At 30.2% G+C, this 15,531-nt stretch carries 11 protein-coding genes; 6 read left to right on the top strand and 5 right to left on the bottom strand.

The features are described 5' to 3' along the window. Positions 1-9: 9 nt before the first annotated feature. The 3 genes from ACSHW5_RS13995 to ACSHW5_RS14005 all read right to left on the bottom strand — a co-directional run bounded on the left by ACSHW5_RS13995 (position 10) and on the right by ACSHW5_RS14005 (position 3,577). Positions 10-1,467, bottom strand: coding sequence for a leucine-rich repeat domain-containing protein (locus ACSHW5_RS13995; protein ID WP_435676766.1), 1,458 nt, complete (start codon positions 1,465-1,467; stop codon positions 10-12). A 100-nt stretch (positions 1,468-1,567) separates the two neighbouring features. Next, the gene (locus ACSHW5_RS14000; protein WP_435676767.1) at positions 1,568-1,891 is read right to left on the bottom strand and encodes a hypothetical protein; all 324 of its coding nucleotides are present in this window, start codon (positions 1,889-1,891) and stop codon (positions 1,568-1,570) included. Between the two features lie 117 nt (positions 1,892-2,008). Next, entirely contained in the window at positions 2,009-3,577 is a 1,569-nt protein-coding gene (locus tag ACSHW5_RS14005; RefSeq protein ID WP_435676768.1) for a LuxR C-terminal-related transcriptional regulator, read from the bottom strand. Between the two features lie 322 nt (positions 3,578-3,899). Between ACSHW5_RS14005 and aspS the strand changes: the two genes are divergently transcribed. Both aspS and ACSHW5_RS14015 read left to right on the top strand, forming a co-directional pair. Then, positions 3,900-5,654: an aspartate--tRNA ligase gene (gene aspS / locus ACSHW5_RS14010; RefSeq protein ID WP_435676769.1), complete on the top strand. Its 1,755-nt coding sequence runs from the start codon at positions 3,900-3,902 to the stop codon at positions 5,652-5,654. Positions 5,655-5,807: 153 nt separating this feature from the next. Continuing rightward, positions 5,808-7,616, top strand: a complete 1,809-nt coding sequence (locus ACSHW5_RS14015) for a GNAT family N-acyltransferase (RefSeq protein ID WP_435676770.1) — start codon at positions 5,808-5,810, stop codon at positions 7,614-7,616. Between the two features lie 331 nt (positions 7,617-7,947). On the opposite strand, the gene ACSHW5_RS14020 is transcribed toward ACSHW5_RS14015, so the two are convergent. Together ACSHW5_RS14020 and ACSHW5_RS14025 are read right to left on the bottom strand one after the other, a co-directional pair. Next, on the bottom strand, positions 7,948-9,792 hold the full coding sequence (locus ACSHW5_RS14020) for a PLP-dependent transferase (RefSeq protein ID WP_435676771.1): 1,845 nt from the start codon (positions 9,790-9,792) through the stop codon (positions 7,948-7,950). A 95-nt stretch (positions 9,793-9,887) separates the two neighbouring features. Then, positions 9,888-10,892: a sugar kinase gene (locus ACSHW5_RS14025; protein ID WP_435676772.1), complete on the bottom strand. Its 1,005-nt coding sequence runs from the start codon at positions 10,890-10,892 to the stop codon at positions 9,888-9,890. Positions 10,893-11,300: 408 nt separating this feature from the next. On the opposite strand from ACSHW5_RS14025, the gene ACSHW5_RS14030 reads away from it, so the two are divergent. The 4 genes from ACSHW5_RS14030 (at position 11,301) to clpX (ending at position 15,245) form a co-directional block, all read left to right on the top strand. After that, a complete protein-coding gene (locus ACSHW5_RS14030) occupies positions 11,301-11,660 on the top strand; it encodes a phage holin family protein (protein WP_435676773.1) in 360 nt (119 codons plus the stop codon). Between the two features lie 94 nt (positions 11,661-11,754). Next, positions 11,755-13,077, top strand: a complete 1,323-nt coding sequence (tig, locus tag ACSHW5_RS14035) for a trigger factor (protein WP_435676774.1) — start codon at positions 11,755-11,757, stop codon at positions 13,075-13,077. Between the two features lie 195 nt (positions 13,078-13,272). Then, positions 13,273-13,932 (top strand): ATP-dependent Clp endopeptidase proteolytic subunit ClpP, encoded by a 660-nt coding sequence (gene clpP, locus ACSHW5_RS14040; RefSeq protein ID WP_435676775.1) that lies wholly within the window; start codon positions 13,273-13,275, stop codon positions 13,930-13,932. A 74-nt stretch (positions 13,933-14,006) separates the two neighbouring features. After that, complete coding sequence (gene clpX, locus ACSHW5_RS14045) at positions 14,007-15,245, top strand: ATP-dependent Clp protease ATP-binding subunit ClpX (protein ID WP_435676776.1); 1,239 nt, start codon at positions 14,007-14,009, stop codon at positions 15,243-15,245. Positions 15,246-15,531 lie beyond the last annotated feature (286 nt).

The raw sequence follows: 15,531 nt of genomic DNA on the forward strand, positions 1-15,531 counted from the left end.
AAAATCTTTTTAACCCGTTAAATCTGCTATATTTTTATCAATTACTTCTAAACTTTTAACTGTATTTATATTACTTGTTGACACATAATCATCTAAAGAACCTGTGTCATAACCTAAATCTATTAAGGCTTGCTCAAAATTATTGTCTGGCACATAGGTTTGAAAATAATGACAATTATCGCCAAAAGTTTCTTGTCCATTAATACTTCTCCAGTTTGCAGCACTCCAACTAGAATTGTCTACCTGAATACAACTTAAATAAGAATTATTGACTGCATTAAACCTTGTAAAATTTGTATTATTTCCATTTTTTACATTTAAAGTTCTAAGTTGATTATCATTACAAACTAAATCTGTTAAAACAGGATTTTGAGAAACATCAATATTTGTTAATTGATTATATCTAACAAATAAAACTTCTAAATATGGCTGATTAGAAACGTCTATATCAGATATTTGTGTGAAATTAAAATCTAAACTTGTTAACAGTGTATTGTTAGAAATATCTATGCTAGAAATGTTGCTTGTAAAAGTATATGAACCACCAAAACCCAAGTCTTTTAAAGCTGTATTCTTAGTTACATCTAAACTAGTTATTGGGTTATCACTTACATATAAAAGCTCTAAATTAGTATTTTGAGATACATCTATACTTTCTATTTCATTCATCCAACATTCTAAATGTTTTAAAGCTGTATTCTTAGTTACATCTAAATTTGTTAATTTATTTTGTTGACATACTAATTTTTCTAAACCAGTATTTTTAGAAATATCAATACTTGAAATTTGATTTACGGATGCATTTACTTCTACCAATAATGGATTTTGAGAAAAATCTAAGTTGGTAATTACATTTTCTTCACAAAATAAATATTCTAAAGCTGTAAGTTTAGAAGTGTCTAAATTAGTTAGTGCATTTTTATTACATTTTATATAATTAAGAAACGAGGTGTTTTGTGCTAAATTTAAGGTTGATAATTGATTATTATCACAATAAATATAATCTAAATTGATGTTTGTTGAAAGATCTAATGCAGTTAATAGATTATTTTGCACATGCATTCCTGTTAAAGAAACATTGTTTGTAACATCTAAGTTTGTTATTTGATTATTATCACATCTTAAATTAAATAAAGCAGTATTTGAAAAGGTATCTAAGCTTGAAAGTTGGTTATCACTACAGTTTAAACTTTCTAATGAAGTAAAGTCTTCAATTCCTGTTAAATCAGAAATATTTAGTGCATCTACTCTCAAATAAGTTACAGAACTAATATTAGCAGTGGTTACAAGATGATCTCCATCAATTCCATTTCCCATACTATTAGCGTCACCAACAGCTACTATATATCTGTCTTTACTATGAGTTTCTAAATAATGTTCAAAGTTTGCATCTGGTATACTTGTTGTTTGTGCGTTAACTATTAAGCCAAAGATTATTGCTAGAAATAAAAGTAGTTTTCTTTTCATAATATGTGTGTTTTTAAAATCAACCTAGAAATCGCGGGGGAATACTTCCGAGAATGATAAATTGGTTAAAGTGAGTTTCTGTATTATTTACAAAATTTGGCTAATCGCAAGCTGTAATTAAATGCTCTTTAAGTTCTGCAATTAATTCATTATAACTTTCCGTTTCTGAATCTGAAAAGCATTCTTTTCCACTTTCAATTGTAGTAATCATACTTTGAATTTCAGTTTTTAATGCCGCGCAATTTGCATCTGAAGGATTATTATATTGAGCCATTACTGCACTACTATAATCTTGAAGTCCTTCCTCAATATTTTCAATATAATTTTCACAAAAATCTGTGGTTGGAGTGTCGTCACTAGAACAAGAAACGTTAAATAGTATAACTGTTAGCAACAAAACGAGTACTCTTTTTAAATTTTTCATTTTAATTTTGTTTTTGAATTATACTCCAAAGTTATGAGTATAATCAACAAAAACGACCATAAAAAAAGGTGATTTCTATCACCCTAAAGGGTGATAATTAGAAAAAATGAAGAAATTTTATGCAGAAATTTTTTGAATAGCTTGTACTCTGTTTTTTACATCTAATTTGGTGTAAATATGAGAGATATGAGTTTTAATTGTGTTGTTAGAAACAAACATTTTCTCTGCAATTTGGGCATTGCTAAGTCCGTTAGAAATGTGTTTTAGTACTTCTATTTCTCTTTTTGATAATTGAAACTCTTTTAGCTCATTTTTAGGGAAACTACCTTTTTTTTCAGGGTTATTTTTTAATTTATTAATCTGAATTAAGTAATTTTTAAGCTGAGTATTTTTTCGTTCTAATTCTAATGTTTTATTTCTTTTCAATAAAAATAAAATTATCAATAAAACAACAACAGATACAACTCCAACAACAACACTTGCAATAAAAAGCCAAAAATTAGATTTTGCTTTTTTATCACTATTACTTTTTGCAATTGCTAAAGTTTGAATTTTAAGATCTTTTTTAAAAGTTTCATAACCAATTTCTGTACTTATAAAACTTTTTAATGAAGCTTCATTTAAAATACTATCTTTAAAAACCAACACCTGGTTTTGTGCATTTAATGCTTTTTTATATTGATTTGTTTTGGTGTAATAATTAGTTAATGTTTTGTACCCTAATAAAATATTCTCTTTAGAGTTAATATTTTTTGCTTTCTCTAAACCTTTATCAATGTATTTTTTTGCTTCTGTAAACTGGTTTAACTCAAGTTGATTGACACCAATATTTAAATAACTTTTACTTAAATAACGCGTATTACTAAATTTTTCTAACTGCGGAATTGATTTAAAGTAAAATTCGTTCGATTTTTTATAATCTCCTTTTCTTTGATATAATTTACCTAAAAGTGTATATTTAATTGAAACCCCTTCTTTTCTAGGATGTTTAATAGCAATATCTAATGACTTATTAATATAAAAATAGGCAGAATCATAAGCTTGTTTTTCAATAAAGATCTCGCCTAAATTGGCATAACCATATTCTTGGCCTTTATTATTTTTTAATTCTTTTTCAAGTAAAATTGCTTTTCTTAAATAATATAAAGCTTTATTGTATTGTTCTGTATCTATAAAAACATTACCAATACCATTTAAAGCAATAGATTGGCTACGTGTGTTTTTTGTTTTTTCTGATAATTTTAAAGCTTTAAAATAGTGATTAAAAGCTTCTTTTTCTAAGTTTACTTTTCTATAAGTAACGCCTAAATTATTAAGACATTTAATAATTAATAATGTGTCTGTAGTTTGGTTTAAATAAGATAATGCTCTTTTGTGATTTGTAATAGAACTGCTATAATCTTGATCATATCTTGCGGTTAATCCTTTTCTATCATAACAAATACCAATTCCTTTTATATAAAATAAGCTTTCAGAAATCTTTAAAGCCTCTTCAACTAAGTCTGTATTAATCTCTCTTTGTCTTATAGATTGTTTGTAAAGAATAATTAAATCGTCTACCTTTTTTTGAGAATTAGGCGTATTTTTTAGTACTTGAAAAGCACTATCTATTGCAATTGATTTTTTTTGAGAAAATAATGGAAAAGATAAAATTAAAACACACCAAAAAAGGTAGAAGGGCTTCATATTAAATTGTCTATCTCAAAGATAAAACTTAATCATTAAATTATTCCTATACTTTTAACTTTTTAGTTAAATTTATAATGATTATTTATAACGAATTTTAAGAGAATTGTACGGATTCTGCGTTACCGATTGCAGCAATTGTTTGAGCTCTTTTTTATTCTTTTTCGGAATAAAAAAAGCGAGTGCGGAAAGCGGGGTATTTCTGATAAGAAATGAACGCCCAAAAAACCGCTATTAATTAGAAAATGATTAATTTTGCAGCTTCAATTAACCATATTTCTACGTTTGAAAGAATGGTAGATAGCAATATAAAAATAAAGAAATGTATAGAAGTCATTCTTGTGGCGATTTAAGAGCATCGCATATAAATACAGAGGTAACCTTAGCGGGTTGGGTACAAAAAAGTCGTGATAAAGGGTTTGTGGTTTGGGTAGATTTACGTGATAGATACGGAATTACACAGCTAATTTTTGATGAAGAACGTACGCCAAAAGAAATGATGGAGAAAGCAAAATCTTTAGGAAGAGAGTTTGTGATTCAGGTTACTGGAACTGTAATTGACAGAGAATCTAAGAATTCTAAAATGGCTACAGGAGACGTGGAAGTTTTGGTTTCTAAATTAGAAATTTTAAATGCTTCTATTACGCCACCATTTACCATTGAAGATAAAACGGATGGTGGAGAAGATATTCGTATGAAATACAGGTATTTAGATATTAGAAGAAATCCTGTAAAAGACAGTTTAATTTTTCGCCATAAAGTGGCAATGGAAGTTCGTAAATATCTTTCTGATGAAGACTTTATTGAAGTTGAAACTCCTTATTTAATTAAATCTACACCAGAAGGTGCAAGAGATTTTGTGGTGCCAAGTAGAATGAATGAAGGTCAGTTTTATGCCTTACCTCAATCTCCACAAACCTTTAAACAATTGTTGATGGTTGGTGGAATGGATAAATATTTTCAGATTGTAAAATGTTTTAGAGATGAAGATTTACGTGCAGACAGACAACCAGAATTTACACAGATTGACTGTGAAATGGCGTTTGTAGAGCAAGAAGATATCTTAAATATTTTTGAAGGATTAACACGTCACTTACTTAAAGAAGTGAATAATGTTGAGGTAGAAAAATTTCCAAGAATGTTATATGATGATGCCATGCGTTTGTATGGAAATGACAAACCAGACATCCGTTTTGGAATGGAGTTTGGCGAGTTAAATGCAGTTACGCAACATAAAGATTTTGGAGTTTTTAACTCTGCAGAATTGGTAATTGGTATCGCAGTTCCTGGAGGAAATTCTTACACAAGAAAAGAAATAGATACTATTATTAAGTGGGTTAAGCGTCCGCAAATTGGTGCTTTGGGAATGATTTATGCGCGTGTAAACGAAGATGGATCTTTTAAATCTTCTGTAGATAAATTCTACGATCAAGAAGATTTAGCAAAATGGGCTGAAGTAACAGGCGCAAAACCAGGAGATTTAATATGTGTGTTATCAGGTGAAACAAATAAAGTAAGAACACAATTGTCTGCTTTGCGTATGGAATTGGCAGAACGTTTAGGATTAAGAGATCCTAAGGTATTTGCTCCTCTTTGGGTAATAGATTTCCCTTTATTAGAATTGGATGAGGAAACAGGACATTACCATGCAATGCATCATCCTTTTACTTCGCCAAAACCTGGGCAAATGGAATTGTTAGACACAGATCCGGGAGCTGTAAAAGCAAATGCGTACGATTTGGTATTGAATGGTAACGAAATTGGTGGTGGTTCCATAAGAATTCACGACAAACAAATGCAAGCAACCATGTTAAAACATTTAGGTTTTTCTGAAGAAGATGCAAAAGCACAATTTGGTTTCTTAATGGATGCGTTTGAATACGGAGCACCACCTCATGGAGGTTTGGCTTTTGGTTTAGACAGATTGGTTGCTATTTTAGGGGGGCAAGAAACAATTCGTGATTTTATTGCATTTCCAAAAAACAATGCTGGTAGAGATGTTATGATTGATGCTCCTGCATTTTTAGATGAGGGGCAATTAAAAGAATTGAGTTTAAAGCTTACTATTCAAGCATAAGATTAATTATTAATTTCTAGACCTCAAAAGTTTCATTTGTAGAACAGATTTCAGCAATAAAACTTTTGAGGTGTTTTTATCTACATTCAAAATAAAATATACTTTTTGCTTCATATTTTTTAGTAGTTTTGTGGGTACGTCTAATTATAATATATGTCATTAGTTACCTCTAAGGAGATTGCACAAGTAATTGGTTTACAGAAGTTTGGTTTTTTAGGAACTTTTGTAGGTTGGTTGTTAATGCGTATTTTACGTATTTCTGCTATCAACAAAATTTACGAAAAAAATAAAAATAAAACCGATTTAGAATTTTTAAACGGAGTTTTAGACGATTGTAATATAAAGTTTGAAATACCTGAAGAAGATTTAAAAAGAATTCCTAAAGATGGTTCATTTATTACTATTTCTAATCATCCTTTAGGAGGAATAGACGGTGTATTATTACTAAAACTACTTATAGAAAAAAGAACCGATTATAAAATAATTGGTAATTTTTTGTTACATAGAATAGCGCCTTTACAACCGTATGTAATGCCTGTAAACCCTTTTGAAAATAGAAAGGATGCAAAATCTAGTCTTGCCGGTGTAAAAAGTGCATTGCTACATTTAAAAGAAGGAAAACCGTTGGGTATTTTTCCTGCAGGGGAAGTTTCTACCTATAAAGACGGAAAATTAAATGTTGATAAACCTTGGGAAGAAGGTGCTGTTAGGTTGATAAAAAAAGCAAAAGTACCTGTAATTCCTATTTATTTTCATGCTAGAAATAGTCGTCTTTTTTATTTTTTATCAAAAATATCTGGCACTTTAAGAACCGCAAAATTACCATCAGAAGCAGTGTCACAAGGTGGTAGAGTTATTAGGGTACGAATAGGAAAACCTATTTCAGTTGAAAACCAAGATGAGTATAAAGAAATTCCTGCTTTTTATGAATTCATAAGAAAGAAGACCTACATGTTGGCAAATCCTTTTGAGAAAGCCCATAAATTAATTTCAACACAAAATTTAAAAATTCCTAAGAAACGAGCTAAGAAAATTACTTCCCAAAAAAGTGTCGATTTATTTATTAAAGAAGTAAATGCCTTAAGAGAAGGAGATGGCAGATTGTTAGAAAGTAAAAATTACGAAGTCTTTTTTGCCAATGCAAAAGAGGTGCCTAATTTATTACATGAAATTGGTAGGTTAAGAGAAGTTACTTTTAGAGAAGTAGGAGAAGGAACCAATAATTCTATAGATTTAGATAAATATGATAAGTATTACTATCACTTATTTTTGTGGGACAGAGAAGCCAATTGTTTGGTAGGTTCTTATAGAATGGGACTAGGAAAAGATATTTATAAAAAACATGGCATTAACGGATTTTACATTCAAACCCTTTTTAGGATAGAACCAGAATTGTATCAAATGATGGAAAACACCATAGAAATGGGACGTGCTTTTATCATAAAAGAATATCAACAAAAACCAATGCCTTTATTTTTATTATGGAAAGGTATTGTGCATGTAACATTGCGTTATCCAGAATATAAATATTTAATGGGTGGCGTTTCTATTAGCAATCAGTTTTCAGATTTTTCTAAATCATTAATGATTGAGTTTATGAAATCTCATTATTACGATCCATATATTGCACAATACATTTATCCAAAGAAAGAATATAAAGTAAAATTAAAAGACGGCGATAAAGATTTTGTATTTGATGCTACCAAAGCAGACATGCAAAAGTTCGATAAAATTATTGATGAAATAGAACCAGGAGCACTAAGAATTCCTGTCTTGATTAAAAAATATGTAAAACAAAATGCACGTTTGGTGGCATTTAATGTAGATCCTAAATTTAACAATGCTGTAGATGGTTTAATGTACATAAAAGTTGCAGACATACCAGAAAGCACTGTAAAACCTGTTATGGAAGAGTTTCAGGCAGAATTAGAGCGCAAGGCTACAGAGCTACAAAATAAGTAAAAAATAGAATTTATTAATTAGGGCGTTCCCCAAAAAAGGGTCGGGCTTTACGTTGCAAGTCCTCGGTCGTTCCTCCCTGTGGGCTTTTCACTGCAATCCCTAACGCGAGCTAGTTTGTACAGAAATGTTCTCTTATTGCTTGCTGTTTTTTGCTAACATAAACTAAACTAAAAAAATAAATAACATTTCTTACTTTACAGTTTAGCATCAGAATATAATGTACCATTTATAAATAATAAAAAAACGACCCTAAAAATTTTAAGGACGTTTTTAGAAGACAAGTATTCTTTTTTAATAATTTTTAAAAAAGAAATGTTTCATTTTATTTGGGTTAAATAGTATTAACAAAATCTAAAAACACTTTTTTATGACGTTCTAGATCCATATTAGGAGAAAGTGATGCACGAACAATATAATCCTTATCTCCTTCTTTAGTGGTTCCTTGCGTTGAGGTTGCCGGAATGGTCCAATAACATCCATTTAATTGGCCATAGCTCACACAAAACTTACTTTCATTGGGAATTTCTGTAATCATTAAATTGATTAACGTTAAATTCAAGGCTCTTTTATAGCTTTCTTTTTCTTCATCAGTTGTCCCTTTTGTAGGAAGATCTAAAGAAAATACAGACGGCGTAAACCCTTGTTTTGCCAATGCTGATGAAACAAAATTTATTTTTGCGCTTGGTAAAGTCTCTTGAATAAAATTTACAAATTTTCGTGTGTTTTTATACGCATCTGTTATTCTTTGATTCATAGACGGCAATTGATTTGCTAATATTTCATATTGAAAAGGGGTAGCCTCATTATCGCAAAGATGTAAATGTGTTTCTATTTTTTCCATCAATACTTTTGTGTTTTTATTTCCTACGCAGTAGCCAGCAGTACATTTTCCGCCACTAGGAAATTTTGAACCACTTGCAAAAGAAATAGTTCTAACGGATGATAAAATATCTCCTTCACCTAAAAAGCGAACATTAGGGCAAAATGTTTGATCTAAAATAAATACTGGGTCAATTGCTATTTTGCCTGCTGTTGTTTTACGTTCTTGGCGTAACACTTCTTTTAATTTCAGAAGGTCCGGAACTTCTACTCTAGGGTTTGTAGGAATTTCTGCAATAATATAAGGGATGGCATCTTCGCTTGCTATTTTGGTTAAAACAGAATCAATACTTTGCACCATATTGTTATCGCCATCTACTAATAAATCTACTATTTCTACATCATCAATACAGGCTGCAACGCGTCTTGCTTGATCATTTGTGCCTCCATAACAATTTGGAGGAACAATAATTTTGATTGCTTTTCCTGTATGATTTTCTTTTGCATCATGAATTAAACCCATCAAAATAGCATATTGAACCGACAATCCGCTAGAGGCAACTAATGGTTTTGTAGTTGTTCCCGTTATTTGTTGAATAGCAGTTAAAACATTTGTTTTGTTGCTTTCTAGAGAATTGCGTTTCTTTTCAATTGAAAATGGTTCAATTATAGATTTTAAAGCAATAAGAGAATTGGTAGGGGTCATTGCTATTGTTTCTCTTCTTCTAACATGTTGAATGTCTGAAATGTAGCTTTTGTCTTGATTTTTGTTGATGACTAAAACACTTCCTAAAGTGGCGTGAATATTTATAAAAAAATCGATATTCGATAAAATGTCAAAGTTACAAAGAGCTTCTTTTTGTGAAATAAAAATTGTACTTCCGTCAAATTTAGAAATATCTGCAACGTTTTCAATTTTATTTAAATCAAATTTATAACCATAAATATTCTTGAGTATTTCTACATCAAAAAAGGAAGGTAATTCATCAGAATAAAGAATTTGAGTGTTTTTATTTTCTAATAAGTTTTTTCTAAGAATTGCTAAAATAGCAATCGATTTTGATGAAAAACTGATTACATTTTCAGTTTTTAGTTCATGCAATTGCGCAATTGCCCATTCTAAAACACAAGACAAAGGATGCCCTAATCTAATATAATCATAAGCTGTGGGTAATTTATTTAGTGCAGATAGCGTAGAATTATTGTTGTTAAATAAGGTTTCAAACTGATTTAAAAATTGAGTTTTAGCCAACTTTTCAGTATAAATATCCAAGCGATGGGTTGTTAGGTTCAACCAATCACTTGGCATATTTTTTAGTACATTTTTAATAAAGTTTTGCGTTTTATCTACTTGCATATTATTCACCTTTAAATAGGCTTGTAATATACATTAATTAGAATTTTTTAAAAGTGTAATACCTTATTATGTTTTTAAGTGAATACTGGTTTGCACTATCTTTTAATTTTCCCAGAAGTGTTTCCGTCCATTAAACTTTCTACATTTTCTTTTGATACCATGTTTACATCACCAGGAATGGTATGTTTAAGTGCGCAAGCAGCTGTTGCAAAATTTAAAGCTTGTAAGTCATTATCATAATGTAAAAGTCCATAAATAATACCAGAAGCAAAAGCATCTCCAGTACCTACACGATCTATTACATGGCTAATGTCTAATGTTTTGGTTTTAATATATTCATTGCCATTCCACATTTTACCTAATATTTGTTGATGAGAAGCGCTGATAGAAGTTCTAGTTTTTCCAACTACTTTCTTAATTCTAGGAAAAGCTTCCATTAATTTTTTTGCAGAAAATCTAAATTTATTACCAGGTTCTCCCAATCCAAACATTTCATGAATACCATAACTACTAGTAATTACAATATCGCAATGTTCTACTAATTCCGGAATCACTTCTTGCATGGTTTTTCCGTATTTCCACATGTTTTTTCTAGAATTAATATCACCAGAAACTAGTACGCCCATTTTATTGGCTGTTTTAATGGCATCTAAAAGACACATTGCCGCTCCTTCTGAAATGGCCGGAGTAATCCCTGTCCAATGAAACCAATCTGCACCTTCAAGAACTTGTTCCCAATTGATCATAGAAGGTTCAATTAAAGAAAAAGCAGAATCTTCTCTTTCATAAATGACAACACTAGATCTATGAACAGCTCCTTTTTCTAGAAAATACATGCCCATTTTATCTCCACCATAGATAACATCTACGGTACTTAACCAGTGTTTACGTAAAAATTGAGTGGCCGCTTTACCGAGTGCATTGTCTGGAAAACGGGTTACGTGAGCAGCTTTCATACCAAGATACCCACAAGAACTACCAACGTTGGCCTCGCCACCACCGTAAACTAGATCAAAAGAAGTTGCTTGCGAAAACATTGAATGTCCGGGAGGTGATAAACGCATCATTACTTCACCAAATGTTACTACTTTTTTAGCCATACTATCAGTTTATTTGAGTTAATTGTTTTATAAAAAATTATATTAAGTTTATTTTCAATCCTGAATATTTTCAATTATATTTTTTGCTAACAAATAAATATAAATGCTAAAAAATTCATTGTTTTTAGGCAAAGACTGTTAAAATGTCATTGATTAAATAGCTAATTTTTTCTAAAAAAGATGTTCTTTCAGTTTAGATACTTAGTGCGGTATTTGTTACCAATTCTTAAAGTGTTACTACTTTAATCAGCTGTAGCTAAGTTAGATTTTTTAAAGTTAAGAAACAAATCAAAAAAATCACGTAAACATGACAAAAATGCAGACTTTGTAATTTGGTATAGTTTTCGCAATTAGGGTGTACAGATTATTTCTTGAGATTTTTCTTAAGATTCAATAAAAATTATAGGAATGAAACCTTTTTTAAAGATATTATTAACAGCCTTAGCGGTAATTGTTTTGGCCAATATTTTACCAGGAATAGCAGTAGATGGTTACGTGTCTGCAATTATTGTAGCCGTGGTTATTGCATTGCTAAATATGTTTGTACGTCCGCTTTTAATCTTTTTTACCTTACCAGCTACAATTGTTACATTTGGTTTATTCCTTTTTGTAATAAATGCGTGTATTATTTTATTGGCAAATAAATTGGTAGATGGTTTTGCTGTGAATGGGTTTTTTGCTGCCTTATTATTCAGCATATTACTCTCTATTTTTAGGTCGGCATTATTTTCATTATTAAAAGAGGATCAGAAATCAATAGAAAACTAAATAACAATACTGAAATAGAACTATTTAAACCTTTGCAAAATTGATAAAAAACAGTAATTTTGCACTCGATTTTTCAAGATAAAAGAACATAGAAATGAATATTACAAAAGAAAACATAGATGCGTTAAACGCAGTTGTAAAAGTAGATATTGTTGCTGATGATTATCAAGCAAAAGTAACAGAATTATTAACAGATTATCGTAAAAAGGCAGACGTTCCTGGTTTTAGAAAAGGGCATGTGCCAATGGGAATGATAAAAAAGCAGTATGGTAAATCTATAATGATAGATGAGGTTAACAAGCTTTTACAAAGTTCTTTAAATAAATTTTTAACAGAAGAAAAGTTAGATATTTTAGGAAATCCATTACCTAGAATTGAAGAAAATTTTAATTGGGATGCAGAAACTTTTTCTTTCGAATTTGAGTTAGGTTTAGCGCCAGAATTTGATGTAGATTTAAAATCTAAAGAGAAAGTTACACAATATAATATTGTTGCAACAGATGAATTAATTGACGAAGAAGTTAAGAATATTCAAACGCGTTACGGAAAAATGAGTACGCTAGAAGAAGCTACTGAACATGCAAATGTTACAGGAACTTTTGTAAACGAAGAAAGCGAAATCAATAAAAAATCTACTTTTTTAGTGAATGACTTAAAAGGTAAGAAAAACGAAGCAAAATTAATTGGTGCTAAAGTTGGTGATGTTATCGAGTTAAAAACGAAGAAATTATTTGAAGACGATCATAAATTACAACATATTTTAGGTGTAGAGCATGATGTAATTCATGATTTAGATGTTACTGTAACTTTAACTGTAGAAGAAATTACAAAAACAGAACCAGCAGAGTTAGACAAAGAATTATTTGATAAATTATTTGCTGATGGTAGCGTTAGTACTGTAACAGAATTAAGAGAAAAAATTAAGGAAGACGCAGAAAAGCAGTTTCAACAACAAGGAGATCAACAATTATTAAATGCCGTAACAGAACATTTAGTAGAAAATACAAAGTTTGATTTACCAGCAGATTTCTTAAAAAAATGGTTAGCAACGGCAGGAGAAAAAGAATTATCTGCAGATGAAGCTACAGCAGAATACGAAAAATCTGAAAAAGGATTGCGTTATCAATTAATCGAAGGAAAGATTATGAAAGATAATGACATTAAATTAGAATATGCAGAATTGGTAGACTATGCAAAAGGATTTATCCGCACGCAAATGGCACAATTTGGTAATATGAATCCTGAAGATAAAGAATTGGATGAAATTGCTGGTAGAATTTTACAAAATCAAGAAGAAGCTCAAAAATTACAATCTCAATTAATTAGCCAGAAATTATTGGCTTTTTATAAAGAAAATGTAACTTTTAAAACAAAAGAAGTTTCTTATGAAGAGTTTATAAAAGAAGTATACAAATAATAGCTTCAGACTATTTTTAGTATCTCACTCTGCTGTTTTGAATAGCTAGTAGAGCCGCTTCGAAACTTACTTATTTTAAGTTTCAACAAAGAAAAAAAAACCTGAATTCAATAAAAATTCAGGTTTTTTTAGCAACTAATTCTAACAAAATAGTTCTTATATTTACACAAATAAACATAAAAAATAATCACAGAAATGGATTACGGAAAAGAGTTCGAAAAATACGCAACAAAGCATCACGGAATAAATAGTACATATTTTGGTAAAATTACAAGCAGTGTAACACCATATATTATGGAAGAACGACAAATGAACATTACTCAAATGGATGTTTTTTCTCGTTTAATGATGGATAGAATTATCTTTTTGGGAACAGGAATTAATGACCAAGTAGCAAATATAATTCAAGCACAATTATTGTTTTTAGAAAGTGTAGATGCTAATAAAGATATTTCAATTTATATAAATTCTCCTGGTGGTGGTGTGTATGCCGGCTTAGGTATTTACGATACCATGCAGTTTATAAAACCAGATGTAGCAACTATTTGTACAGGTATGGCTGCTTCTATGGGCGCTGTTTTAATGTGTGCAGGAACCAAAGGAAAACGCTCTGCTTTACCACATTCTAGAGTCATGATTCATCAACCTTTAGGTGGCGCACAAGGGCAAGCTTCTGATATAGAAATTACTGCAAGAGAAATTTTAAAGTTAAAAGATGAATTGTACGCAATTATTTCAAATCACTCTGGCCAAACCATAGAAAAAGTACACAATGATTCTGATAGAGATTATTGGATGAAAGCAGATGAAGCAAAAGCCTATGGAATGGTGGATGAAATTTTAGTAAGAAAGTAATAGTTGTTAGTTGTTGGTTTTTAGTTGTTGGTTTTTTCCAATAACCATAAACTGTCAACCAAAAACCATAATAAATGTCGAAAGAAGAAAATTTAGAATGTTCCTTTTGTGGACGTAAAAAAGCAGAAACAGACTTGTTAATTGCAGGAATGGATGCACATATTTGTGATAAATGTATAGAACAAGCTCATGGTATTGTAGAAGAAGAAATTTCCGATTCAAAAACAAGCAGCTTATCTAAAGATTTAACACTAAAAAAGCCACAAGAAATTAAAGATTTTTTAGATCAATATATTATTGGGCAAACAGAAACAAAACGTGCAATGGCTGTTGCTGTTTATAATCATTACAAAAGATTATTGCAGACCAAAGATGATGAAAACGAAGTAGAAATAGAAAAATCTAACATTGTCTTAGTAGGAGAAACAGGAACCGGAAAAACATTGGTAGCAAAAACAATTGCAAAAATGTTAAATGTGCCGTTTTGTATTGTAGATGCAACCGTTTTAACACAAGCTGGTTATGTTGGTGAAGATGTAGAAAGTATCTTAAGTAAGTTATTACAAGCTGCAGATTACGACGTAGAAAAAGCAGAAAGAGGTATTATTTTTATTGATGAAATAGATAAAATTGCCAGAAAAGGAGACAATCCATCTATAACTAGAGATGTTTCAGGTGAAGGTGTGCAACAAGCATTACTTAAACTATTAGAAGGTACAGTTGTAAATGTTGCGCCAAAAGGAGGTAGAAAACATCCAGAGCAAAAATTTATAGAAGTAAATACCCAAGAAATTCTATTTATTGCAGGAGGCGCTTTTTCAGGTATAGAAAGATTTATTAGCAAACGTTTAAACATGCAAGCAGTTGGGTACAGCGCATCTATAAGTGATGATAAAATTGACGAAGAAAATTTATTACAATATATAATTCCTTCAGATTTAAAATCATTTGGTTTAATTCCAGAAATTATTGGTCGTTTACCTGTTTTAAGTTATATGAATCCGTTAGACGCCGTAACATTAAGATCAATTCTTACAGAACCTAAGAATTCTATTATTAAGCAATATACAAAATTGTTTATGATGGATAATGTTGCCTTTACCATAGAGGAAGAAGCATTAAATTACATTGTAGAAAAGGCTGTTGAATATAAGTTAGGAGCCAGAGGTTTGCGCTCCTTATGTGAAGCAATTTTTACAGACGCTATGTTTGAACTACCAAGTTCAGACGATAAGGAATTTAATGTAACGAAAGAATATGCAGAAGCAAAATTAACAAATTCAACCTTAAAGAAATTAAGAGCCGCTTCTTAATTTATTTGGGCGTTAACTTTCAGGTCAGGCTGAAGTTTATCTTAAGCATAATCGAAAGGCGCTCGCTTTTTTTTTTGTGAAAAACAAAAAAGAGCTTAAGCAATTGCTCAATCCTTAACGCATATTACTAACTAGAAAAAGGAAGTTTGTAAAAACAATTTTTTAAAATTTATACAAACCTCAAAGGTTTTTAAAACCTTTGAGGTTTTATTTTGTTAGAACTTTTTATAATAGAAAAAATAACGTTCTAATTATTATCTTTGTCATCACTTTCCAATAAAACCAA

The sequence above is a fragment of the Polaribacter sp. genome (assembly GCF_051251875.1).
GTDB lineage: Bacteria > Bacteroidota > Bacteroidia > Flavobacteriales > Flavobacteriaceae > Polaribacter.